We start from the raw sequence: 21,770 nt of genomic DNA, 5'->3' as shown, positions 1-21,770 counted from the left end.
TTTCGTTGATTTCGCTTCGATGCTTCACATCGTGCGGCTTCTCAACTATAACGACGGTCTCCGTCGCTGTGGTGCGCACTATACGGATGGCCCAAACGGCTGTAAAGCCCCGGTTTGAAAAAAATCTTAAAAGATTCAAGCCGTTGGTCTTCCACAGCGAACAGCGCATTCTGGGGACGGTCCCGACGGGGCTGTCCAAGGTTGAAATTTCCGGTTTCAATACGGCTATGCCAAACTAACCCTTATATAGACAAGGTGAACCCCTCCTAATGGCCGATTGGCAGTCCCTCGATCCCGAGGCCGCTCGTGAAGCGGAAAAATACGAAAACCCCATCCCTAGCCGTGAGCTGATCCTCCAGCACCTCGCCGAACGAGGCTCGCCCGCTGCGCGCGAGCAGCTGGTCGAGGAACTCGGCTTGCATACCGAGGAACAGATCGAGGCCCTGCGCCGTCGTCTTCGGGCGATGGAGCGTGACGGCCAGCTTATCTACACCCGGCGCGGCACCTATGCCCCGGTGGACAAGCTCGACCTGATCCTCGGCCGTATTTCCGGACATCGCGACGGTTTCGGTTTCCTGATTCCCGATGACGGCTCCGAAGACCTGTTCCTCAGCCCCGCGCAGATGCGCCTGGTGTTCGACGGCGACCGCGCCCTGGCCCGTGTTTCCGGTGTCGACCGCCGTGGCCGCCGCGAAGGCGTGGTTGTCGAGGTCATTTCCCGCGCCCACGAAAGCATTGTTGGCCGCTACTTCGAAGAAGGCGGCATCGGCTTCGTCACCCCCGACAACCCGAAGGTCCAGCAGGAAGTGCTGGTCACCCCGGGTCGCAGTGGCGGCGCGCGTGTCGGTCAGTTCGTCGAGGTGAAGATCACCCACTGGCCAACCCCGCGCTTCCAGCCTCAGGGCGACGTTGTCGAAGTCATCGGCAACTATATGGCTCCCGGCATGGAAATCGACGTTGCCCTGCGCAGCTACGATATTCCGCACGTCTGGCCCGAAGCGGTCGTTAAAGAAGCGCGCAAGCTCAAGCCTGAAGTCGAAGAGAAGGACAAGGAAAAGCGCATCGACCTGCGCCACCTGCCGTTCGTCACCATCGACGGTGAAGACGCCCGCGACTTCGATGACGCCGTTTATTGCGAAAGCCTCGGCAAGCTGCGGCTGTTCTCCGGTGGCTGGCGCCTGTACGTCGCCATCGCCGACGTGTCCAGCTACGTCCGCCTCGGTTCGGCGCTGGATGCCGAAGCCCAGGTGCGTGGCAACTCGGTGTACTTCCCCGAGCGCGTTGTGCCGATGCTCCCCGAAGAGCTTTCCAACGGCCTCTGCTCGCTGAACCCGCACGTCGATCGCCTGGCCATGGTCTGTGAAATGACCATCAACAAATCCGGGCAGATGGTCGATTACCAGTTCTACGAAGCGGTGATCCACTCCCATGCCCGCCTGACCTACAACAAGGTCAGCAGCATGCTGGAACACGCCCGCACCCGCGAAGGCCGTGCCCTGCGCGAGGAATACAGTGGCGTGGTGCCGCACCTGAAACAGCTTTATGCGCTGTACAAGGTGTTGCTGGATGCCCGCCATGCCCGCGGTGCGATCGACTTCGAAACCCAGGAAACCCGGATCATCTTCGGCTCCGAGCGCAAGATCGCGGAAATCCGCCCGACCGTGCGCAACGACGCCCACAAGTTGATCGAGGAATGCATGCTGGCGGCCAACGTCGCCACCGCCGAGTTCCTCAAGAAGCACGAGATCCCGGCCCTTTATCGGGTCCACGACGGTCCGCCGCCGGAGCGCCTGGAAAAACTGCGCGCCTTCCTCGGTGAGCTGGGCCTCTCCCTGCACAAGGGCAAGGACGGTCCGTCGCCGAAGGACTACCAGGCACTGCTGGCCAGCATCGCCGGTCGCCCGGACTTCCACCTGATCCAGACCGTCATGCTGCGTTCGCTGAGCCAGGCGGTGTACAGCGCCGACAACAACGGCCACTTCGGCCTGAATTACGAGGCGTACACCCACTTCACCTCGCCAATTCGCCGCTACCCCGACCTGCTGACCCACCGGGCCATCCGCAGCGTGATCCGTTCCCGCCAGGACACCCCGCACGTCAAGCGCGCCGGTGCGATGAGCATTCCCAAGGCGCGGATCTACCCGTACGACGAAAACACCCTCGAGCAACTGGGCGAACAGTGCTCGATGAGCGAGCGGCGCGCCGACGAGGCGACCCGTGACGTGGTCAACTGGCTCAAGTGCGAGTACATGAAAGACCGCGTGGGCGAGTCGTTCCCGGGTGTGATCACCGCGGTGACCGGTTTCGGCCTGTTCGTCGAGCTGACCGACATCTATGTCGAAGGCATGGTGCATGTCAGCGCGCTGCCGGGTGATTACTACCACTTCGATCCGGTCCATCACCGCCTCACCGGCGAACGTACCGGTCGCACCTTCCGTCTCGGCGATACCGTCGAAGTGCGGGTGATGCGCGTCGATCTGGAACAACGCAAGATCGACTTCGAAATGGCCGAGAACACCCTGAATGCGCCGATCGGCCGCAAACAGCGTCAGACCGCGCCCGAAGCTGCTGGCAAGGCTCCAGCCGCTGCCAAAGAGCAGCCGGCACCTCGCGCCAAGAAAGCCAAGAACGAAACCGCCGAAGCCTATTTCCCTTCCCATGCCGCAGCGAAAAACGCTGAAGTGCGCAAGAGCCGGGAAATGAAGAAGGCACTGCTGGCCGACGCCAAGCAGGCGCACGCCAGCGGCAAGCCGGCGGGCAAATCCGGCAAGACCGAGAAACCGACCAAACACCGCAAGGGGCCGCCCAAAGCCGGTTCCACCTCGCGTAAACCCAAAGGCAAGTCATGAGTCAGTTGGAAAAGATCTACGGCGTGCATGCCGTAGAAGCGCTGTTGCGGCACCACCCCAAGCGGGTCAAGCAAATCTGGCTGTCCGAGGGTCGTAGCGAGCCTCGGATCCAGGCGCTGCTGGCGCTGGCCGCTGACAATCGCGTTGCGGTCGGTCAGGCCGAACGCCGCGAGCTGGATGCCTGGGTCGAAGGTGTTCACCAGGGCGTGGTCGCTGAGGTCAGCCCGAGCCAGGTCTGGGGCGAGGCGATGCTCGAAGAGTTGCTGGAGCGTACCGAGACGGTTCCGCTGCTGCTGGTTCTCGATGGTGTCACTGACCCGCACAACCTCGGTGCCTGCCTGCGTACCGCCGATGCTGCCGGTGCGCTGGCGGTCATCGTGCCGAAGGACAAATCGGCAACGCTCACTGCGGCCGTGCGTAAAGTTGCCTGTGGCGCTGCTGAAGTGATGCCGCTGGTGGCCGTGACCAACCTGGCGCGAACCCTGGAGAAACTCCAGCAACGTGGCCTGTGGGTGGTCGGCACTGCTGGCGAAGCCGAGCAGGAACTGTATCAGCAGGACATGACCGGGCCGACCGTGCTGGTCATGGGTGCAGAAGGCAAGGGCATGCGCCGCCTGACCCGCGAACACTGCGATTTCCTGGTCAAGCTGCCGATGGCAGGCAGCGTCAGCAGCCTGAACGTATCGGTCGCTACTGGCGTCTGCCTGTTCGAGGCTGTACGTCAGCGTAAAGCCGGCAAATAATTCGCGATCCCTCTTGTAGGAGCGAGCTCGCTCGCGAAGGCCCCTGAAACGGCTTATCGCGAGCAAGCTCGCTCCTACAGTTGTTTTTGAGATTGCCGGCTATCGGCACTGCTCAATATTTCACCAATCACCTTGCTTGTCCCTCGGCGCTTCTCTACAATTGCGCCCCTTGCCGTGTTGGCAGGCGCGCATGTGCCTCTTTCCAAGGCAAGACATACAAGTGTCATTCACTCCTTGTCTGACCGCCATTTGTCGGCAGACTACAACCCGTAAGGAGCATTCATGCGTCATTACGAAATCATCTTTCTGGTCCACCCGGACCAGAGCGAGCAAGTCGGCGGCATGGTTGAGCGTTACACCAAGCTGATCGAAGAAGACGGCGGCAAGATCCACCGTCTGGAAGACTGGGGCCGTCGTCAACTGGCCTACGCAATCAACAATGTTCACAAAGCTCACTACGTGATGCTGAACGTTGAGTGCACTGGCAAGGCCCTGGCCGAGCTGGAAGACAACTTCCGCTACAACGATGCCGTGATCCGTAACCTGGTCATCCGTCGCGACGAAGCCGTTACCGGCCAGTCCGAGATGCTCAAGGCTGAAGAAAACCGCAGTGAGCGCCGTGAGCGTCGCGATCGTCCTGAGCATTCTGACAGCGCCGAAGGCGATGACAGCAATGACAGCGACAACAGCGATAACGCTGACGAGTAATCCACGGACCTTTTGAGGAGCCTATTACATGGCACGTTTCTTCCGTCGTCGTAAATTCTGCCGCTTCACTGCTGAAGAAGTGAAAGAGATCGATTACAAAGATCTCAACACCCTGAAAGCTTATGTATCTGAAACCGGCAAGATCGTTCCAAGCCGTATCACTGGTACCAAAGCTCGTTATCAGCGTCAGCTGGCTACCGCTATCAAGCGTGCCCGCTTCCTGGCCCTGCTGGCCTACACCGACAGCCACGGCCGCTGAGACCGGGTCGTCGACAGGTAGCAAAGGATAAATTGCATGCGTGCCCTGGCTGATTTCATCATGCGCGGTCGCGTGCAGGCCACTCTCGTAGTGGTCGGTTGTGCGGCATTGCCGCTGTTGTTCTGGTTGAGTGCCGCCGCCGGGAGCCTGATCTTCCTGCGGCGCGGTTTCAAGGATGCCTCCGGTGTCCTTGCCTGGGCATTGCTGCCGGCGTTGGCCTGGTGGTTTTTCGGCGAGCCGCGCACCTTGATGGTGTTGCTTGGCACGCTGGGTCTGGCTGCGCTGTTGCGCGCCGGGCAGTCCTGGAATCGGGTGCTGTTGTTCAGCATCGCCCTGGGCCTGGTGTATGGCGTCGCTCTGGGTTCGGTGTTCCGTGAACCGATCGAGTCGCTTGCGCAGGGGATCGCCAAGATCCTCCCGCAGATGCTCGACGGGATCTACCAGCAGTTGAAGGTAGAAGAACGGGCCCGTCTGGAGGGGCTGATCGCACCAGTGCTTACCGGCCTGATTGCGGCATTGTTGCAAGCTGTCAGTGTGCTGGCCCTGATGTTGGGTCGCTACTGGCAAGCAGCGTTGTATAACCCGGGAGGCTTCGGTCGCGAGTTTCGCGCCGTGAGACTGCCGCTGGCGGTGGCGTTGGGGCTGCTGGTGATCATTCTGGTGGGGCCGAATTTCGGTACCGAACTGGCGATGTTGACACCGCTTTGCACCATCCCGCTGCTCTTCGCCGGACTGGCCGTGATTCACGGCCTGGTGGCGCAGAAACGACTGGCGAAGTTCTGGCTGGTCGGGTTGTACGTGACACTGCTGCTGTTCATGCAGCTGATTTATCCGTTGCTCGTGGTCCTGGCCATTGTCGACAGCCTGATTGATTTTCGCGGACGCGGGGCGTCCTCAAATGACGCCGACAACGGCTCCGCGAACGGTGAAGGTTAAAAGTTAAGAGGTTATTACCAAATGGAACTGATCCTGCTGGAAAAAGTCGCCAACCTGGGCAACCTGGGCGACAAAGTTAAAGTTAAGTCGGGTTACGGCCGTAACTTCCTGCTGCCATTCGGCAAGGCTGTCGCCGCTACCGCTACCAACCTGGCCGCGTTCGAAGAACGTCGCGCTGAGCTGGAAAAAGCTGCTGCTGACAAGAAAGCTTCGGCTGAAACCCGCGCTGCCCAACTGGCCGAGCTGGAAGTGACCATCACTGCCACCGCTGGCGACGAAGGCAAGCTGTTCGGTTCGATCGGCACCCACGACATCGCTGACGCCCTGACCGCCTCCGGCGTTGAAGTGGCCAAAGCTGAAGTTCGTCTGCCAAACGGCACCATCCGTAACGTCGGCGAATACGACGTTGCCGTGCACCTGCACAGCGACGTTGAAGCCACCGTTCGCGTGGTCGTCGTCGCAGCCTAAGCTGTATCGACCTGCTGGCTCCCTCGGGGTCAGCCGGTTAACATCGGGCACGATCCTGCATTGCAGGTCGTGCCCTTTGTCTTTTTCAACACCCAGATTTCCAGGTGGCCATGAACGAGATAACCGCCCCAGAGCAATATGATCTGCAAACCTCCGCCCTGAAGGTTCCGCCGCATTCCATCGAGGCCGAACAGGCCGTGCTCGGTGGCCTGATGCTGGACAACAACTCCTGGGAGCGAGTGCTCGATCAAGTCTCCGATGGCGACTTCTACCGCCATGACCACCGCCTGATCTTCCGGGCGATCCACAAGCTGGTCGACCAGAACGTCCCCTTCGACGTCGTGACGCTGCACGAGCAGCTCGACAAAGAGGGCCTCAGCTCGCAAATCGGCGGCCTGGGCTATCTCGGCGAGCTGGCGAAGAACACCCCGTCGGTGGCCAACATCAAGGCCTACGCGCAGATCATTCGCGAGCGCTCGACGCTGCGCCAACTGATCAGCATCAGCAACGACATCGCCGACAGCGCCTTCAACCCGCAAGGGCGCAACGCCGCAGAAATCCTCGATGAAGCCGAGCGGCAGATCTTCCAGATCGCCGAGGCACGGCCCAAGACCGGTGGCCCGGTGGGCGTCAACGACCTGTTGACCAAGGCCATCGACCGCATCGACACGCTGTTCAACTCCGACAGCGACATCACCGGCCTGTCCACCGGCTACACCGACCTGGACGAGAAGACCAGCGGCCTGCAGCCGGCCGACTTGATCATCGTCGCCGGTCGTCCATCGATGGGTAAGACCACCTTCGCCATGAACCTGGTGGAAAACGCCGTGTTGCGCAGCGACAAGGCGGTGCTGGTGTACTCGCTGGAGATGCCAGGCGAATCGCTGATCATGCGTATGCTCTCGTCCCTTGGCCGCATCGACCAGACCAAGGTGCGTTCCGGCCAACTGGATGACGACGACTGGCCGCGACTGACTTCGGCGGTCAACCTGCTCAACGACCGCAAGCTGTTCATCGACGATACCGCCGGTATCAGCCCGTCGGAGATGCGCGCGCGGACCCGGCGTCTGGTCCGTGAGCACGGCGAAGTCGGCATGATCATGATCGACTACCTACAGTTGATGCAGATCCCGGGCTCCAGTGGCGACAACCGGACCAACGAGATCTCCGAAATCTCCCGCTCGCTCAAGGCCCTGGCCAAGGAGTTCAACTGCCCGGTCATTGCCCTGTCGCAGCTCAACCGCTCCCTGGAGCAACGCCCGAACAAGCGCCCGGTGAACTCCGACTTGCGGGAATCCGGAGCGATCGAGCAGGACGCCGACGTGATCATGTTCGTCTACCGGGACGAGGTCTATCACCCGGAAACCGAGCACAAGGGCATTGCCGAGATCATCATCGGCAAGCAGCGGAACGGCCCGATCGGCTTTATCCGCCTCGCGTTCATCGGCAAGTACACCCGCTTCGAGAACCTCGCGCCGGGCAGCTACAACTTCGACGACGACGAATAAAATCGTCCCCTGATCAATTCCGACCTGCAGCGTCGGAATTGGTCAATTTTTGTGCTATATTCCGCGCCCGCGATTTTCCTGCATCCAAAAAAACCGGTCACTGACATGCAAGCAGCCAAACCACTCTTCGACTATCCCAAGTACTGGGCCGAATGCTTCGGACCAGCGCCATTCCTGCCGATGAGCAGGGAGGAGATGGATCAGCTCGGCTGGGACTCCTGCGACATCATCATCGTGACCGGCGACGCTTACGTCGACCATCCGTCGTTCGGCATGGCGATCATCGGCCGGCTGCTGGAGGCCCAGGGCTTCCGCGTCGGGATCATCGCCCAGCCGAACTGGCAGTCGAAAGACGACTTCATGAAGCTCGGCGAGCCGAACCTGTTCTTCGGCGTCGCCGCCGGCAACATGGACTCGATGATCAACCGCTACACCGCCGACAAGAAAATTCGTTCGGACGACGCCTACACCCCAGGCGGCATGGCCGGCAAGCGTCCTGACCGTGCCAGCCTGGTTTACAGCCAGCGCTGCAAGGAAGCCTACAAGAACGTGCCGATCGTTCTGGGTGGCATCGAGGCGTCGCTGCGCCGCATCGCTCACTACGACTACTGGCAGGACAAGGTTCGTCATTCGATCCTGATCGACGCCAGCGCCGACATCCTGCTCTACGGCAACGCCGAGCGAGCCATCGTCGAAGTGGCCCAGCGCCTGTCGTTTGGCGAGTCGATCGAGACCATCACCGACGTGCGCGGCACCGCGTTCATTCGTCGTGACACGCCGAAGGGCTGGTACGAGTTCGACTCGACGCGCATTGACCGTCCGGGCAAGGTCGACAAGATCATCAACCCGTACGTCAACACCCAGGACACCCAGGCCTGCGCCATCGAGCAGGAAAAGGGCGAGGTCGAAGACCCGAACGAAGCGAAGGTGGTCCAGTTGCTGGACAGCCCGCGGATGACCCGGGACAAGACCGTGATCCGTCTGCCGTCCTTCGAGAAAGTGCGCAACGACGCCGTCCTTTATGCCCACGCCAACCGCGTGCTGCACCTGGAAACCAACCCCGGCAACGCCCGGGCGATGGTGCAGAAGCATGGTGAAGTGGACGTCTGGTTCAACCCGCCGCCCATTCCGATGACCACCGAAGAAATGGACTACGTCTTCGGAATGCCTTACGCGCGAATCCCGCACCCGGCCTACGGCAAGGAGCGCATTCCCGCGTACGAAATGATCCGCTTCTCGGTGAACATCATGCGCGGCTGCTTCGGCGGCTGTACCTTCTGCTCGATCACCGAACACGAAGGCCGAATCATCCAGAACCGCTCCCACGAGTCGATCATCCGCGAAATCGAAGAGATTCGTGACAAGGTGCCCGGCTTTACCGGCGTCATCTCCGACCTCGGGGGACCGACCGCGAACATGTATCGCATCGCCTGCAAGAGCACCGAGATCGAGACCCACTGCCGCAAGCCGTCCTGCGTGTTCCCGGGTATCTGCCCGAACCTGAACACCGACCACTCGGCGCTGATCAAGCTCTACCGCAGCGCCCGTGCCTTGCCGGGCGTGAAGAAGATCCTGATCGCCTCGGGCCTGCGCTACGACCTGGCGGTGGAATCGCCGGAGTACGTGCGCGAGCTGGTGACGCACCACGTCGGCGGCTACCTGAAGATCGCTCCGGAGCACACCGAGGAAGGTCCGCTGAACCAGATGATGAAACCTGGTATCGGCAGCTACGACCGCTTCAAGCGCATGTTCGAGAAATTCTCGAAAGAGGCGGGCAAGGAGCAGTACCTGATCCCGTACTTCATCGCCGCCCACCCGGGCACCACCGACGAAGACATGATGAACCTGGCCCTGTGGCTCAAGGGCAACGGCTTCCGCGCCGATCAGGTGCAGGCGTTCTACCCGTCGCCGATGGCCTCGGCCACCGCCATGTACCACTCGGGCAAGAACCCGTTGCGCAAGGTCACGTACAAGAGCGAAGGCGTGACCATCGTCAAGAGCGATGAGCAGCGCCGTCTGCACAAGGCGTTCCTGCGTTACCACGATCCGAAGGGCTGGCCGATGCTGCGCGAAGCGCTGGAGCGCATGGGCCGCGCCGACCTGATCGGCTCGGGCAAGAACCAGTTGATCCCGGCCCACCAGCCGGCGACCGACAGCTACCAGAGCGCCCGACGCAAGAACTCCACCCCGGCGGGCAGCCACAAGGTGGGCAAGGAACAGAAGATCCTGACCCAGCACACCGGCCTGCCACCGCGGGCCAGTGACGGCGGCAAGCCGTGGGACAAGCGCGAAGAGGCCAAGGCCGCCGCATTCGCCCGCAACCAGGAAGCCGCCAAGGCGCGCAAGGACGCCGCCAAAGGCAAAGGCCCGCGCAAGCCTCGCCAGCCGGCTGTGCCGCGCTGATGTCCATGGTGGGGTGTGTTGATGACATGCCCCGCCATGAGGCGTTGCAAAGCACTGGTTCAGTGCATCGTCTTCCATAAGGCCGGCGCCTGGTGCGCCGGCCTTTGTTCATGTTCAATGAATGCTCGGCGAAAGCCCCGGTGGCATAACTCTTGCCGCGTTTCTGTGCAAAAACGCTTGGCGCACGACGCCGAGACACCCTGCCCGTAAATGAGCACTGCCATGGCTGACCTGTCGGATCGTTCTTCGCTGAGCGCCGCGACCTATCACGAGATGCTTGCCGCCGATGGCGCGGTGCGTCCGCACTGGCAGGCGCTGTACGCCCATGTGCAGCGCAGCAGCCCGGCGCAACTGGCCCAGCGCCAGGCGCTGCTGAACCGGCAACTGCGGGAAAACGGCGTCACCTACAACATCTACGCTGACCCCGACGGCGCCGACCGGCCGTGGGAGCTGGACCTGTTGCCGCAGGTCATTCCCGCCGCCGAGTGGCAGGCGATTGGGCAGGGCGTGGCGCAGCGTGCTCGCCTGCTCAACGCGGTGCTCGCGGATATCTATGGCCCACAACAATTGATTGGCGAAGGCCTGCTGCCGGCCGAACTGGTGCATGGGCACAATAATTTTCTCTGGCCGTGCCAGGGCATTTCGGTGCCGGAGCAGACGTTCCTGCATGTCTATGCTGCGGATCTGGCGCGCGGTCCCGATGGCCGCTGGTGGGTTACTGCCGACCGCACCCAGGCGCCGTCCGGTGCCGGCTATGCGCTGGAAAACCGCACCGTGGTGTCCCGCGCCTTTCCCGAGCTGTACCGCGACCTTCATGTACAGCACCTCGCCGGCTTTTTCCGCACGTTGCAGCAGAGCCTGGCGCGACTGGCGCCCAGCGAATGGGAAACGCCGCTGGTGGTACTGCTGACGCCGGGGCGCTTCAACGAAAGCTATTTCGAACACCTTTATCTGGCCCGCCAGCTTGGCTACCCACTGGTGGAAGGCAGTGATCTGACCGTGCGCGACGGTACGGTCTTCCTCAAGACCCTGAGCGGTCTGCGGCGAGTCCACGCGATCATGCGCCGGCTCGATGATGACTTCTGCGACCCACTGGAACTGCGCACCGATTCGGCGCTTGGTGTGCCGGGCCTGCTGGACGCCGTGCGCCAGGGACGGGTGCTGGTAGCCAATGCCTTGGGCAGCGGAGTGCTGGAGTCGCCAGGTTTGCTCGGCTTCCTGCCGGCCATCAGTCAGCGCCTGTTCGGCGAAGAACTGAGCCTGCCGTCCATCGCCACCTGGTGGTGCGGTGAGCCGGCGGCGCTGGAGCAGGCGGTGGAAAAATTGCCGGAACTGCTGTTCAAGCCGGCCTTTCCTTCGCAGAGCTTCCAGCCGCTGCTGGGGCGAGATCTGGATGACGCTCAGCGTCAGGCCCTGGTCGAGCGCCTGCGGGCGCGCCCGTACGCTTACGTCGCCCAGGAACTGGCGCAGCTTTCCCAGGCGCCGGTGTGGCAGGCCGATCACTTGCAGGCCCGCCCGGTGGGCATGCGCGTCTATGCCGTGGCCAGCGCCGATGGCTACCGGGTGCTGCCGGGTGGATTGACCCGGGTGGCGGCGCAGGCGGATGCCGAGGTGGTGTCGATGCAGCGTGGCGGGGCCAGCAAGGACACCTGGGTGCTCGGCGAGGTCGCGGCCCAGGGCGAGCAATGGCAAGCCAGTCGCAGCCTCGGCGTGGCCGATCTGATCCGCCAGGACCCGTACCTGCCTTCGCGGGTGGTGGAGAACCTGTTCTGGTTCGGCCGCTACTGCGAACGCTGCGATGCCAGCGCGCGGCTGCTGCGGATTCTCCTGAGTGGTTATCTCGACGGCGACTCGCCGCAAGCGCTGGACGCCGCCGTGACCCTGGCCGAAGAGCTTTCGCTGTTGCCCGCCGAGGGTACGCTGGACGCGCGTTTGCGCACCGCACTGCTCGACCCGGCGTGGGGTTTCAGCCTGCGGGCCAATTTGCAGCGTCTGCAATGGGCTGCGGGGCAAGTACGCGGCAAGCTTTCACGGGAGAACTGGCAAGCGCTGGTGGAACTGCAACGGGAAGCCCAGCGCCTCGATGATCTGTCGGCAGATTTCGCCGAGTTGCTGGACTTCCTCAACCGCCTGATTCTCGCGTTGGCGGCGCTGTCCGGTTTCGCCCTGGATGACATGACCCGCGACGAAGGCTGGCGCTTCCTGATGACGGGGCGGCGCATCGAGCGCGTCTACGCCTTGAGCAGCAGCCTGGCGAGCTTCCTGCGCGGGCCGGGAGACGCCGATCAGGTGGGGCTGGAGTGGCTGCTGGAACTGGCCAACAGCAGCATCACCTATCGCTCGCGTTATTTGGCGGTGGCGCAACGGGTGCCGGTGCTGGACTTGCTTCTGCTGGACGAGCAGAACCCCCATGCGGTGCTGTTCCAGCTCAAGGCGCTGCTGCGTTCGCTGGGGCGTCTGCAAGCGTCCTTTGGCACCCCGCCGGAAGCGGATCTGGCGCAGCTTGCCGTACGCTTGCAGCATTTCGATCTGCACAGTCTGGAAAACCCGCTGTTTGGCGAATCCAGCGTACGGGCGGTGCTCGATGGGCTGGCGGCGCTGCTCACGGAAATCGCCGAGGCCAGCGAAGCGGTATCCGATCGCCTGGCCCTGCGTCACTTCGCCCATGTCGATATCAGCCAGCAGACGGTGTCCGCGTGATGAGTGTTCGTTACCAGATTCTTCACGACACCCATTACCGCTACGCCAGCCCGGTGTCGCTGGCCCAGCAACTGGTGCACCTGTGGCCGCGGGATTGCCCGTGGCAGCGCTGCGAGGAGCGGCACCTGGACGTAACACCAACGCCGACGCGGCGGCGCGACGCGCTGGATGTGTTCGGCAACCCGTTGACCCGGTTGGCCCTGGAGTACCAGCACGATGAGTTGCGGGTCAGCACTCGGGTGCGTGTCGAGGTGCTGCCCCGGCCTGCGCCCTGCCTGACGGAATCACCGCCCTGGGAACTGGCGCGCAACGCCCTCGGTTATTCGCGACAGGCGCTGTCGGCGGAGGTCCTGGATGCCTGCCGTTACCGTTTCGAGTCGCCGTATGTCCGCCTGAAAAAGCGCTTCGTGGAGTTTGCCGAGCCGTGCTTCGGTGCCGGCGTGCCGCTGCTGGTGGCGGTGCGGGCGCTGATGGAGAAGATCTTTCGCGAATTCACCTTCGATGCCGGTGCGACCCAGGTCGCTACACCTTTGGTGGAGGTGCTGGCACGACGTCGCGGGGTCTGCCAGGACTTCGCCCACCTGATGCTCGCCTGCCTGCGCTCTCGTGGTCTGGCGGCGCGCTATGTCAGCGGCTACCTGCTGACCCGACCGCCGCCCGGGCAGGCGCGGCTGATCGGTGCGGATGCCTCGCATGCCTGGGTCTCGGTGTTCTGCCCGCAGCAGGGTTGGGTGGATTTCGATCCCACCAACAACCTGCTGCCGGCGCTGGAACACATCACCCTCGGTTGGGGGCGGGACTTTTCCGATGTGTCACCGCTGCGCGGGGTCATTCTCGGCGGTGGCAGCCACGACCCGGATGTGCGGGTGACGGTGTTGCCACTGGAGGACTGGCCGGCTCACGCGGGCGGTTGATCGACCCACTTCGGCGCGACTACCGGCTTCCAGGCGTCCAGTGCGTCGAGCAGGGCGTCGGGCGCGGGGTTGAGTTGCAGCATCGAGCGGTGTTGCGGGCGGACGAAGCCTTCCTCGACCACATGATCGAGGAAGCCGCTGAGTTTCTCGTAGAAGCCGTTGACCTCCAGCAGCCCCAGTGGCTTGCCGTGGTAGCCGAGTTGCCCCCAGGTCCAGACTTCGAACAGTTCTTCCAGGGTGCCAAGGCCACCGGGCAGGGCGATGAAGGCATCGCTCAGTTCGGCCATGCGCGCCTTGCGCGCGTGCATGCCGTCCACCACTTCAAGACGGGTAAGGCCGGGGTGGGCGATTTCAGCGCGTTGCAGGCTGACCGGGATGATGCCGATCACCTCACCGCCGGCCGCCATGGCCGCGTCGGCGACGATGCCCATCAGGCCCACGGCGCCACCGCCGTAGACCAAGGTCAGACCGCGACGGGCGATGGCCTCGCCGAGCGCCACCGCGGCTTCGCGGTAAGCCGGATTGGCGCCAGTGCTGGCGCCGCAGAATACACAGACGGAACGTAGAGACATGGTTTTCTCCGGGTCGAAAATCGCCACAGAGTAAGGGCCATGGGCAGCTCTTCCAAGCGTTGTGTTATTCCGGGCGGGAGAACTCGTACACGTTGCCGGCGTTGGCGCAGGCGTAGGCGGCGAGCATGCTTTGCATGAAAGTGCTGATGGACATGTGGGACTACTCCTAATTGAGAGGTTGTCGCATCGTCCGTCATACGGGCATGATGGGCACGTTGATTGTCTTGATGGACACCATAGAAGAATTTCACCGCCCGGATATGGTCCCACGTTTGACCCATATCAGCAGCGCAGAGCGCTGGATAGGGCAGTCTGATTTCGATAAAAAACCTGCCATGGAGATTCACAATGTTTGCCAAGTTCGTTGCCGTGTCCCTGCTGACCGTTGCCAGTGCCCAGGTAATGGCTGCTGATTGCAAGGTCACCGTCGACTCCACCGACCAGATGTCCTTCAACACCAAGGAAATCGCCATCGACAAGAGCTGCAAGCAGTTCACCGTCGAACTGACCCACTCCGGCAACCTGCCGAAGAACGTCATGGGCCACAACCTGGTGATCAGCAAAGCCGCTGACATGCAGCCAATCGCTACCGACGGTCTGAGTGCCGGTATCGACAAGGATTACCTGAAAGAGGGTGATGCCCGCGTGATCGCGCACACCAAAGTGATCGGCGCTGGCGAGAAAGACGCCGTTACCTTCGACGTTTCGAAGCTGGCCGCTGGCGAAAGCTACGGCTTCTTCTGCTCCTTCCCGGGCCACATCTCGATGATGAAAGGCACCATCGTTCTGAAGTAAAAATCCCCTTCGCGAGCAAGCTCGCTCCTACAGGTTTGGCGTATGTCGTGCTCTGTAGGAGCGAGCTTGCTCGCGATGCCCTTCTAAGGCGCGAACGGCATTTCCCGTTTGTGATGCGTCTTCTGATACGTCCGCTTGATGATCTCGAACGCTTCCTCGCTCACCGGCTCGCCGTGCAGGAAGGCGTCGATCTGCGCGTAGGTCACGCCGTGTGACGCTTCGTCCGGCTTGCCCGGCGCAAGGTCTTCCAGGTCGGCGGTCGGCACTTTCTCTACCAGCGATTCCGGCGCGCCAAAGTTGCGTGCGATCGAACGCACCTGGTTTTTCACCAGCCCACTCAGCGGTGCCAGGTCGCAGGCACCATCACCGAACTTGGTGAAGAACCCCATCACCGCTTCCGCCGCGTGGTCGGTGCCGATCACCAGGCCTGCGCGGGCTCCGGCGATGGTGTACTGGGCCACCATGCGCATGCGCGCCTTGGTGTTGCCGACCACGAAATCCACCAGACTCGGCTGACCGCCTTCCAGGGCCTTGACCTCGGTGGCCAGGGCGCGCACTGCCGGGGCGATGTTCACCGTGTGCAGTTCGTCTGGCTGGATGAAGTCGATGCAGGCCTGGGCATCGTGTTCGTCGTGCTGCACGTGGTACGGCAGGCGCACGGCGATGAAACGGTAGTGCTCGTCACCGCTCTGCTGGCGCAGGTCGTTGATCGCGCGTTGGGCCAGCAGCGCCGCAGTCAGCGAATCGACGCCGCCGCTGATGCCCAGCACCAGGGTCTTGAGCCCGGCGTTTTTCAGGCATTGCTGGATGAAGGCGACGCGCCGGGCCACTTCGGCTTCGAGCGCGGCCTGGTCGGCGAACGGCGGCTGGACCTTGAGCTGCTGCGCGATCTCTCGCTGGACGGCTTGCATGGGTTACTCCTCGCTGGGAACTTTGAAAACGTGACGCAGGTAGGAAACGAAGTTGGGGTCGCGACACTGGGTCTTGGCGGCCTCATCGGAAATCTTGGCCACGGGCTGGCCATTACAGTCGGTCATTTTAAGCACGATGCTCATCGGCGCCACTCCGGGAATGTCACAGGTGAGGTTGGTGCCGATGCCGAAGCTGACATTGATCCGTCCGCGCAGGGCCCGGAAGATTTCCAGCGAACGGGTCAGGTTCAAGCCATCGGAAAACACCAGGGTCTTGGTCATCGGGTCGATGCCGAGCTTGCGGTAATGCTCGATGGCTTTCTCCGCCCAGATCACCGGGTCGCCCGAGTCATGCCGCAGGCCATCGAAAAGCTTGGCGAAGTACAGGTCGAAGTCCTGCAGGAAGGCATCCATGGTGATGCAGTCGGTCAGGGCGATGCCCAGCAGGCCGCGGTACTCGCGCACCCAGCAGTCGAGGGCGGCAATCTGGCTGTCGATCAGCCGCGGGCCGAGCTGCTGGTGGGCCATGATCCATTCGTGGGCCATGGTGCCCAGTGGCTTGATATCCAGTTTCCATGCCAGGTGCACGTTGCTGGTGCCGACGAAGCGCGCGGGGAAGTCGGCTTTGAGCACCTTCACCACTTCTTCCTGGACGCCGTAGGAGAAGCGCCGGCGGGTGCCGAAATCGGCGACTTGCAACTCGGACAGTTCCTCATCGCTGGCGTTGGCGCGCAGCCAGTCGAACTTGCGGTGCAGTTGTTCGCGGGCCTGTTCCAGGCGCACCTGTGGATAACGGTTGCGGTTGCGCACCTCGCTGATGATCGCCAGCAGCGGGACCTCGAAGAGGATCACGTGCAGCCACGGGCCGCGCAGGCGAAGGAAAAGCTGGTCGTTCTCGATGCCCAGTTTCAGGTAGCGCAGGTTGAAGCGGAACAGACCGAGGAAGCGCAGGAAATCCGGCTTCATGAAGCTGATCTGCTCAAGGAAGGCCAGTTGCTCGTTGCTGATGCACATCTCGCTCAGGCGCTCGATCTGTTCGCCGATCTGCCCCAGCCAGGGGCGCAGGTCCTCACCATTGCGGCAGCGGAACTCCCACTCGACGTCGACGTTGGGGTAGTTGTGCAGCACCGCCTGCATCATCGTCAGCTTGTAGAAATCGGTGTCCAGCAGGCTCTGCACGATGCGATCGGCGAAGGCGCTTTCGCTCATATAAGGCTCCAGTCCAGGCGTGTGCCATCAGAGCTGCTCATTGTGCCAGTCTTTGCCGTTGGGCGAAGCCGGCGTCTGCCGGGTCATTCGGTAGCAGCCTACCTTTAGCGGCGATTTCTCCAACCCAGACTAGCCTCTTATGGTGCTTGCTGTAGCAGTCGCGCACCACGGATGTGCACTTCCGTTACGCAGGCTGTTACAGGACGGTTGCACGTAAACACGCGCGAGGGTTGCAATGATGGCGTTGAGTGGTTGCGCCTATTTATGGCCTCGGGTGTAACTTTCTGTGTTGCAGAGGGTTGCACGACCCATAAAGAAAGCCCGCGACCGCTTGCCGGTGAACCTGAGCACGAGTTTCTTTCGAATAAAAAATCGATGGCACGGCGCTTGCTCTGAGCAAGACGCAGATACAAGTTGCTGAAAGTTGTAGTGCCAACCCAAAAAAACATCAGGAGCACCAACACATGTCGCAGACGTTTTACAAGAAAGGCTTTCTTGCCTTGGCCGTGGCAACGGCGCTGGGCATTTCTTCGTATGTACAGGCCGATGTAAAAATCGGCGTCGCGGGCCCCATGACGGGTGCCAACGCAGCGTTTGGCGAGCAATACATGAAAGGTGCTCAGGCGGCGGCCGACAAGATCAACGCCGAAGGCGGGATCAACGGCGAGAAGATCGTTCTGGTCAAAGGCGATGACGCCTGCGAGCCCAAGCAGGCCGTGGCCGTGGCCAACCGTCTGGTCGACCAGGACAAGGTGGCCGGTGTGGTAGGTCACTTCTGCTCCTCCAACACCATCCCTGCCTCCGAGGTCTACGACGAAGCCGGCGTGATCGCCATCACCCCGGGCTCCACCAACCCGCAGGTCACCGAACGCGGCCTGGGCGCCATGTTCCGCATGTGCGGCCGTGACGACCAGCAAGGCATCGTCGCCGGCGACTACATCGTCGACGTGCTCAAGGGCAAGAAAGTCGTCGTCCTGCACGACAAGGACACGTACGGTCAGGGCCTGGCCGACGCGACCAAGGCACAACTGGAGAAACGCGGCGTGAAGCCGGTGCTGTACGAAGGCTTGACCCGTGGCGAGAAAGACTTCAGCGCCGTGGTGACCAAGATTCGCGGCGCGGGCGCCGACGTCGTCTACTTCGGTGGCCTGCACCCGGAAGCCGGCCCACTGGTTCGCCAACTGCGTGAAGCCGGCCTGAAAGATGTGAAGTTCATGTCCGACGACGGCATCGTCACCGACGAACTGGTGGCCACCGCGGGCGGTGCGCAGTTCGTCGACGGCGTGTACATGACCTTTGGCGCCGACCCGCGCCTGCTGCCAGACAGCAAGGCCGTGGTGGAAGAGTTCCGCAAGGGCGGCACCGAGCCTGAAGGCTACACCCTGTACGCCTACGCTTCGGTCCAGGCGCTGGCTGCCGCGTTCAACGGCTCCAAGTCGAACAAAGGCGAGGACGCCGCCAAGTGGCTCAAGGCCAATCCGGTGAAAACCGTCATGGGCGAGAAGAAGTGGGACAGCAAGGGCGACCTGACCGTCTCCGACTACGTGGTCTACCAGTGGGACGCCAGCGGCAAATACCACCAGCTCGAAAAACAAAAATAACAACGGCATTCGGCCCGGGGCGTTCGTGTCCCGGGCCGTTGCCCGGTTGCCGTACCTGTCTTTTCTCGTAGATCTGCACAACCCTGCGCTGCGAGGGCCTCTTCATCCGGGGCCCGCCGTAGTCGGCGCTTGTGCAATCTCAAATACGTGAGATTGCGTTATGGATGGAATTTTCCTGCAGCAACTGATCAATGGACTGACTCTCGGGTCTGTCTATGGTCTGATCGCCATCGGCTACACAATGGTCTATGGCATCATCGGCATGATCAACTTCGCGCACGGCGAGGTGTATATGATTTCCGCTTACCTGGCGGCAATCAGCCTGGCATTGCTGGCCTATTTCGGCGTCGAGTCCTTTCCGCTGCTGATGTTGGGAACCTTGTTGTTCACGGTTGTCGTCACCGGCGTCTATGGCTTCACCATCGAACGCATCGCCTACAAACCCCTGCGTAACTCCACCCGTCTGGCACCGCTGATCAGTGCCATCGGTATTTCCCTGATCCTGCAGAACTATGCCCAGATCAGCCAGGGCGCCCGCCAGCAAGGCGTGCCAACCCTGCTCGAAGGCGCCTGGCGCGTCGACATCGGTACGGGCTTCGTACAACTGACCTACACCAAGATCTTCATCCTGATCGCCGCGTTCGCCGGCATGGGCCTGCTCACCTACGTGATCAAGTACACCAAGCTCGGCCGTATGTGCCGCGCTACCCAGCAAGACCGCAAGATGGCCTCGATCCTGGGGATCAACACCGACCGGGTGATTTCCTACGTGTTCATCATCGGCGCGGTGATGGCTGCTCTGGCCGGCGTGCTGATCACCATGAACTACGGCACCTTCGACTTCTATGCCGGCTTCATCATCGGCATCAAGGCGTTCACCGCTGCGGTGCTCGGCGGCATTGGCTCGCTTCCTGGCGCGATGCTCGGCGGGATCATCCTCGGTATTTCCGAGTCGCTGTTCGCCGGCCTGATCAACTCCGACTACAAGGACGTGTTCAGCTTCTCGCTGCTGGTACTGATCCTCATCTTCCGTCCGCAAGGCCTGTTGGGTCGCCCGCTCGTGGCTAAGGTGTGAACATGTCCACTGCCAAAACTGCTTCTTCCGGTTTCGATATCAAACGCAGCCTGCTGGAAACCATCGTCGCCGGCCTGCTGGCCCTGATCGTGTTCGGTCCGGTGGTCGGCGTGGTCCTTGATGGCTACAGCTTCAACGCCCAACCGGCCCGGGTGGCCTGGCTGGTCGGTGGGGTGATGGTGGGGCGCTTCGTGCTCAGCGTGTTCTTCCAGAGCAGCACGGGCAAGCGCATGCTCGAGGGCTTCGACAGCGGTGGCTCGGGCGTGCATGTACTGGCGCCGAACTACAAGTCGCGGCTGCGCTACATCATCCCGGCGCTGATCGTCATCGCCATCGTCTTCCCGATCTTCGCCAACAAGTACCTGTTGACTGTGGTCATCCTCGGCCTGATCTACGTGTTGCTGGGCCTGGGCCTGAACATCGTGGTCGGCCTGGCCGGCCTGCTCGACCTTGGTTACGTGGCGTTCTACGCCATTGGTGCCTATGGCCTGGCGCTGGGTTACCAATACCTGGGCCTCGGGTTCTGGAGTGTACTGCCGCTGGCGGCCATCGCTGCGGCGTTGGCGGGGTGCATACTCGGCTTCCCGGTGTTGCGCATGCATGGCGACTACCTGGCGATCGTGACCCTGGGCTTCGGTGAAATCATCCGCCTGGTGTTGAACAACTGGCTGTCCTTCACCGGCGGCCCGAACGGCATGCCGGCACCGTCGCCGACCTTCTTTGGCCTGGAATTCGGTCGTCGCGCCAAAGACGGCGGCGTACCGTTTCACGAGTTCTTCGGCATCGAGTACAACCCCAACCTGAAATTCCTGTTCATCTACATCGTGCTGTTCCTCGTCGTGCTGGCGGTGCTTTACATCAAGCACCGGCTGACCCGCATGCCTGTTGGCCGCGCTTGGGAAGCGCTGCGCGAAGATGAAATCGCTTGCCGCTCCATGGGCCTGAACCATGTACTGGTCAAACTCTCGGCGTTCACCCTCGGTGCTTCCACCGCGGGCCTGGCCGGGGTGTTCTTCGCCACCTACCAGGGGTTCGTCAACCCGTCCTCGTTCACCTTCTTCGAGTCGGCGCTCATTCTCGCAATCGTCGTGCTCGGCGGCATGGGTTCGACCGTCGGCGTGGTGATCGCCGCGTTCGTCCTGACCGTGGCCCCGGAGCTGCTGCGCAGCTTCTCCGAATACCGGGTCCTGCTGTTCGGCGTGTTGATGGTGTTGATGATGATCTGGCGACCGCGCGGCCTGATTCGTATCAGCCGTACCGGTGTAGTCCCGCGTAAAGGAGTGGCGCCATGAGCGACGAAGTAATCCTCTCGGTCGACAACCTGATGATGCAGTTCGGCGGGATCAAGGCGCTGAGCGATGTCAGCCTGAAGGTCAAGCGCAACGAAATCTTCGCCCTGATCGGCCCCAACGGCGCGGGCAAGACCACCGTGTTCAACTGCCTCACCGGCTTCTACAAGGCCAGCGGTGGCAAGATCGAATTGAATGTGCGCGGCTCGAAGACCAACGTGATCCAGTTGCTCGGCGAGCGCTTCGAGCCGGGCGATTTCGTTTCGCCCAAGCGCTTCATCAATCGTGTGCATTACAAGATGTTCGGCGGCACCCACCTGGTGAACCGCGCCGGGCTCGCCCGGACCTTCCAGAACATTCGCCTGTTCAAGGAAATGTCCGTGGTGGAGAACCTGCTGGTGGCCCAGCACATGTGGGTCAACCGCAATCTGCTGGCCGGGGTGCTCAACACCAAGGGTTACCGCAAGTCCGAAAGCGACGCGCTGGACCACGCCTTCTACTGGCTGGAAGTGGTGGACCTGGTGGACTGCGCCAACCGCCTCGCCGGCGAGCTTTCCTACGGCCAGCAGCGCCGCCTGGAAATCGCCCGGGCCATGTGCACGCGGCCCAAGATCATCTGCCTCGACGAACCGGCTGCGGGCCTCAACCCGCAAGAGACCGAAGCCCTGAGCCGGATGATCCGCGTGCTGCGCGACGAGCACGACATCACCGTGGTGCTGATCGAGCACGATATGGGCATGGTCATGAGCATCTCCGACCATATCGTGGTCCTCGACCACGGCAACGTGATCGCCGAAGGCAAGCCGCAGGACATCCGCAACAACCCGACT

Annotated in this window: 19 protein-coding genes; 16 read left to right on the top strand and 3 right to left on the bottom strand. The window is 62.1% G+C overall.

Features of this window, described 5'->3' with window-relative positions; all coding sequences use genetic code 11:
* The 11 genes from DM374_RS33905 to DM374_RS30825 form a co-directional block, all read left to right on the top strand.
* Positions 1-239, top strand: a 239-nt coding sequence (locus DM374_RS33905) for a hypothetical protein (RefSeq protein ID WP_225422634.1), incomplete at its 5' end; no start/stop codon positions are given.
* 30 nt (positions 240-269) lie between these two features.
* Positions 270-2,849 carry a ribonuclease R gene (gene rnr, locus DM374_RS30870; RefSeq protein ID WP_110973295.1) on the top strand — a complete coding sequence of 860 codons (2,580 nt, stop codon included), beginning with the start codon at positions 270-272 and terminating at the stop codon, positions 2,847-2,849.
* Positions 2,846-3,592 (top strand): 23S rRNA (guanosine(2251)-2'-O)-methyltransferase RlmB, encoded by a 747-nt coding sequence (gene rlmB / locus DM374_RS30865; RefSeq protein ID WP_110973294.1) that lies wholly within the window; start codon positions 2,846-2,848, stop codon positions 3,590-3,592. The genes rnr and rlmB overlap by 4 nt, the downstream gene beginning before the upstream one ends.
* A gap of 282 nt (positions 3,593-3,874) precedes the next feature.
* Positions 3,875-4,300, top strand: a complete 426-nt coding sequence (gene rpsF, locus DM374_RS30860; RefSeq protein WP_095155973.1) for a 30S ribosomal protein S6 — start codon at positions 3,875-3,877, stop codon at positions 4,298-4,300.
* A gap of 28 nt (positions 4,301-4,328) precedes the next feature.
* Positions 4,329-4,559: a 30S ribosomal protein S18 gene (rpsR, locus tag DM374_RS30855; protein WP_003171373.1), complete on the top strand. Its 231-nt coding sequence runs from the start codon at positions 4,329-4,331 to the stop codon at positions 4,557-4,559.
* A gap of 36 nt (positions 4,560-4,595) precedes the next feature.
* On the top strand, positions 4,596-5,495 hold the full coding sequence (locus tag DM374_RS30850) for a YybS family protein (protein ID WP_110973293.1): 900 nt from the start codon (positions 4,596-4,598) through the stop codon (positions 5,493-5,495).
* A gap of 21 nt (positions 5,496-5,516) precedes the next feature.
* Entirely contained in the window at positions 5,517-5,963 is a 447-nt protein-coding gene (rplI, locus tag DM374_RS30845) for a 50S ribosomal protein L9 (RefSeq protein ID WP_095155975.1), read from the top strand.
* Positions 5,964-6,073: 110 nt separating this feature from the next.
* Positions 6,074-7,471 (top strand): replicative DNA helicase, encoded by a 1,398-nt coding sequence (gene dnaB / locus DM374_RS30840; RefSeq protein ID WP_095155976.1) that lies wholly within the window; start codon positions 6,074-6,076, stop codon positions 7,469-7,471.
* A gap of 105 nt (positions 7,472-7,576) precedes the next feature.
* A complete protein-coding gene (locus DM374_RS30835) occupies positions 7,577-9,874 on the top strand; it encodes a YgiQ family radical SAM protein (protein WP_110973292.1) in 2,298 nt (765 codons plus the stop codon).
* Between the two features lie 222 nt (positions 9,875-10,096).
* Positions 10,097-12,574 (top strand): circularly permuted type 2 ATP-grasp protein, encoded by a 2,478-nt coding sequence (locus tag DM374_RS30830; protein WP_110973291.1) that lies wholly within the window; start codon positions 10,097-10,099, stop codon positions 12,572-12,574.
* Entirely contained in the window at positions 12,574-13,488 is a 915-nt protein-coding gene (locus tag DM374_RS30825; RefSeq protein ID WP_110973290.1) for a transglutaminase family protein, read from the top strand. The genes DM374_RS30830 and DM374_RS30825 overlap by 1 nt, the downstream gene beginning before the upstream one ends.
* Here the strand turns inward: DM374_RS30825 and DM374_RS30820 are convergent.
* Positions 13,473-14,060 carry an LOG family protein gene (locus tag DM374_RS30820; RefSeq protein ID WP_110973289.1) on the bottom strand — a complete coding sequence of 196 codons (588 nt, stop codon included), beginning with the start codon at positions 14,058-14,060 and terminating at the stop codon, positions 13,473-13,475. The genes DM374_RS30825 and DM374_RS30820 overlap by 16 nt on opposite strands.
* 348 nt (positions 14,061-14,408) lie before the next feature.
* Between DM374_RS30820 and azu the strand changes: the two genes are divergently transcribed.
* Complete coding sequence (azu, locus tag DM374_RS30815) at positions 14,409-14,855, top strand: azurin (RefSeq protein WP_110973288.1); 447 nt, start codon at positions 14,409-14,411, stop codon at positions 14,853-14,855.
* A gap of 83 nt (positions 14,856-14,938) precedes the next feature.
* Here azu and nadE read toward each other — a convergent pair whose 3' ends face one another.
* Together nadE and pncB are read right to left on the bottom strand one after the other, a co-directional pair.
* Positions 14,939-15,766, bottom strand: a complete 828-nt coding sequence (nadE, locus tag DM374_RS30810; protein WP_110973287.1) for an ammonia-dependent NAD(+) synthetase — start codon at positions 15,764-15,766, stop codon at positions 14,939-14,941.
* Between the two features lie 3 nt (positions 15,767-15,769).
* Positions 15,770-16,975, bottom strand: coding sequence for a nicotinate phosphoribosyltransferase (gene pncB, locus DM374_RS30805; protein WP_110973286.1), 1,206 nt, complete (start codon positions 16,973-16,975; stop codon positions 15,770-15,772).
* 464 nt (positions 16,976-17,439) lie between these two features.
* Between pncB and DM374_RS30800 the strand changes: the two genes are divergently transcribed.
* The 4 genes from DM374_RS30800 to DM374_RS30785 form a co-directional block, all read left to right on the top strand.
* Positions 17,440-18,576, top strand: a complete 1,137-nt coding sequence (locus tag DM374_RS30800) for a branched-chain amino acid ABC transporter substrate-binding protein (protein WP_110973285.1) — start codon at positions 17,440-17,442, stop codon at positions 18,574-18,576.
* 160 nt (positions 18,577-18,736) lie between these two features.
* A complete protein-coding gene (locus DM374_RS30795; protein ID WP_095155985.1) occupies positions 18,737-19,651 on the top strand; it encodes an ABC transporter permease subunit in 915 nt (304 codons plus the stop codon).
* A 2-nt stretch (positions 19,652-19,653) separates the two neighbouring features.
* The gene (livM, locus tag DM374_RS30790; RefSeq protein WP_110973284.1) at positions 19,654-20,943 is read left to right on the top strand and encodes a high-affinity branched-chain amino acid ABC transporter permease LivM; all 1,290 of its coding nucleotides are present in this window, start codon (positions 19,654-19,656) and stop codon (positions 20,941-20,943) included.
* Positions 20,940-21,770, top strand: an 831-nt coding sequence (locus DM374_RS30785) for an ATP-binding cassette domain-containing protein (RefSeq protein WP_110973283.1), incomplete at its 3' end; no start/stop codon positions are given. The genes livM and DM374_RS30785, both read left to right, overlap by 4 nt.

The organism is Pseudomonas huaxiensis (genome assembly GCF_003231275.1).
GTDB classification, from domain to species: Bacteria; Pseudomonadota; Gammaproteobacteria; order Pseudomonadales; family Pseudomonadaceae; genus Aquipseudomonas; species Aquipseudomonas huaxiensis.
The sequence above is the reverse complement of the archived record's forward strand: the minus strand, read 5'-3'. Positions and strand labels throughout refer to the sequence as shown.

Excerpts from the sequence above, each read along its gene's own strand:
- rpsR (WP_003171373.1), top strand. The coding sequence starts at position 4,329 with ATGGCACGTTTCTTCCGTCGTCGTAAATTCTGCCGCTTCACTGCTGAA.
- DM374_RS30800 (WP_110973285.1), top strand. The coding sequence starts at position 17,440 with ATGTCGCAGACGTTTTACAAGAAAGGCTTTCTTGCCTTGGCCGTGGCA.
- DM374_RS30795 (WP_095155985.1), top strand. The coding sequence starts at position 18,737 with ATGGATGGAATTTTCCTGCAGCAACTGATCAATGGACTGACTCTCGGG.
- nadE (WP_110973287.1), bottom strand. The coding sequence starts at position 15,766 with ATGCAAGCCGTCCAGCGAGAGATCGCGCAGCAGCTCAAGGTCCAGCCG.
- dnaB (WP_095155976.1), top strand. The coding sequence starts at position 6,074 with ATGAACGAGATAACCGCCCCAGAGCAATATGATCTGCAAACCTCCGCC.
- azu (WP_110973288.1), top strand. The coding sequence starts at position 14,409 with ATGTTTGCCAAGTTCGTTGCCGTGTCCCTGCTGACCGTTGCCAGTGCC.
- rplI (WP_095155975.1), top strand. The coding sequence starts at position 5,517 with ATGGAACTGATCCTGCTGGAAAAAGTCGCCAACCTGGGCAACCTGGGC.
- rpsF (WP_095155973.1), top strand. The coding sequence starts at position 3,875 with ATGCGTCATTACGAAATCATCTTTCTGGTCCACCCGGACCAGAGCGAG.
- DM374_RS30830 (WP_110973291.1), top strand. The coding sequence starts at position 10,097 with ATGGCTGACCTGTCGGATCGTTCTTCGCTGAGCGCCGCGACCTATCAC.
- DM374_RS30820 (WP_110973289.1), bottom strand. The coding sequence starts at position 14,060 with ATGTCTCTACGTTCCGTCTGTGTATTCTGCGGCGCCAGCACTGGCGCC.
- rnr (WP_110973295.1), top strand. The coding sequence starts at position 270 with ATGGCCGATTGGCAGTCCCTCGATCCCGAGGCCGCTCGTGAAGCGGAA.
- DM374_RS30835 (WP_110973292.1), top strand. The coding sequence starts at position 7,577 with ATGCAAGCAGCCAAACCACTCTTCGACTATCCCAAGTACTGGGCCGAA.
- DM374_RS30850 (WP_110973293.1), top strand. The coding sequence starts at position 4,596 with ATGCGTGCCCTGGCTGATTTCATCATGCGCGGTCGCGTGCAGGCCACT.
- livM (WP_110973284.1), top strand. The coding sequence starts at position 19,654 with ATGTCCACTGCCAAAACTGCTTCTTCCGGTTTCGATATCAAACGCAGC.
- rlmB (WP_110973294.1), top strand. The coding sequence starts at position 2,846 with ATGAGTCAGTTGGAAAAGATCTACGGCGTGCATGCCGTAGAAGCGCTG.
- DM374_RS30825 (WP_110973290.1), top strand. The coding sequence starts at position 12,574 with ATGAGTGTTCGTTACCAGATTCTTCACGACACCCATTACCGCTACGCC.
- pncB (WP_110973286.1), bottom strand. The coding sequence starts at position 16,975 with ATGAGCGAAAGCGCCTTCGCCGATCGCATCGTGCAGAGCCTGCTGGAC.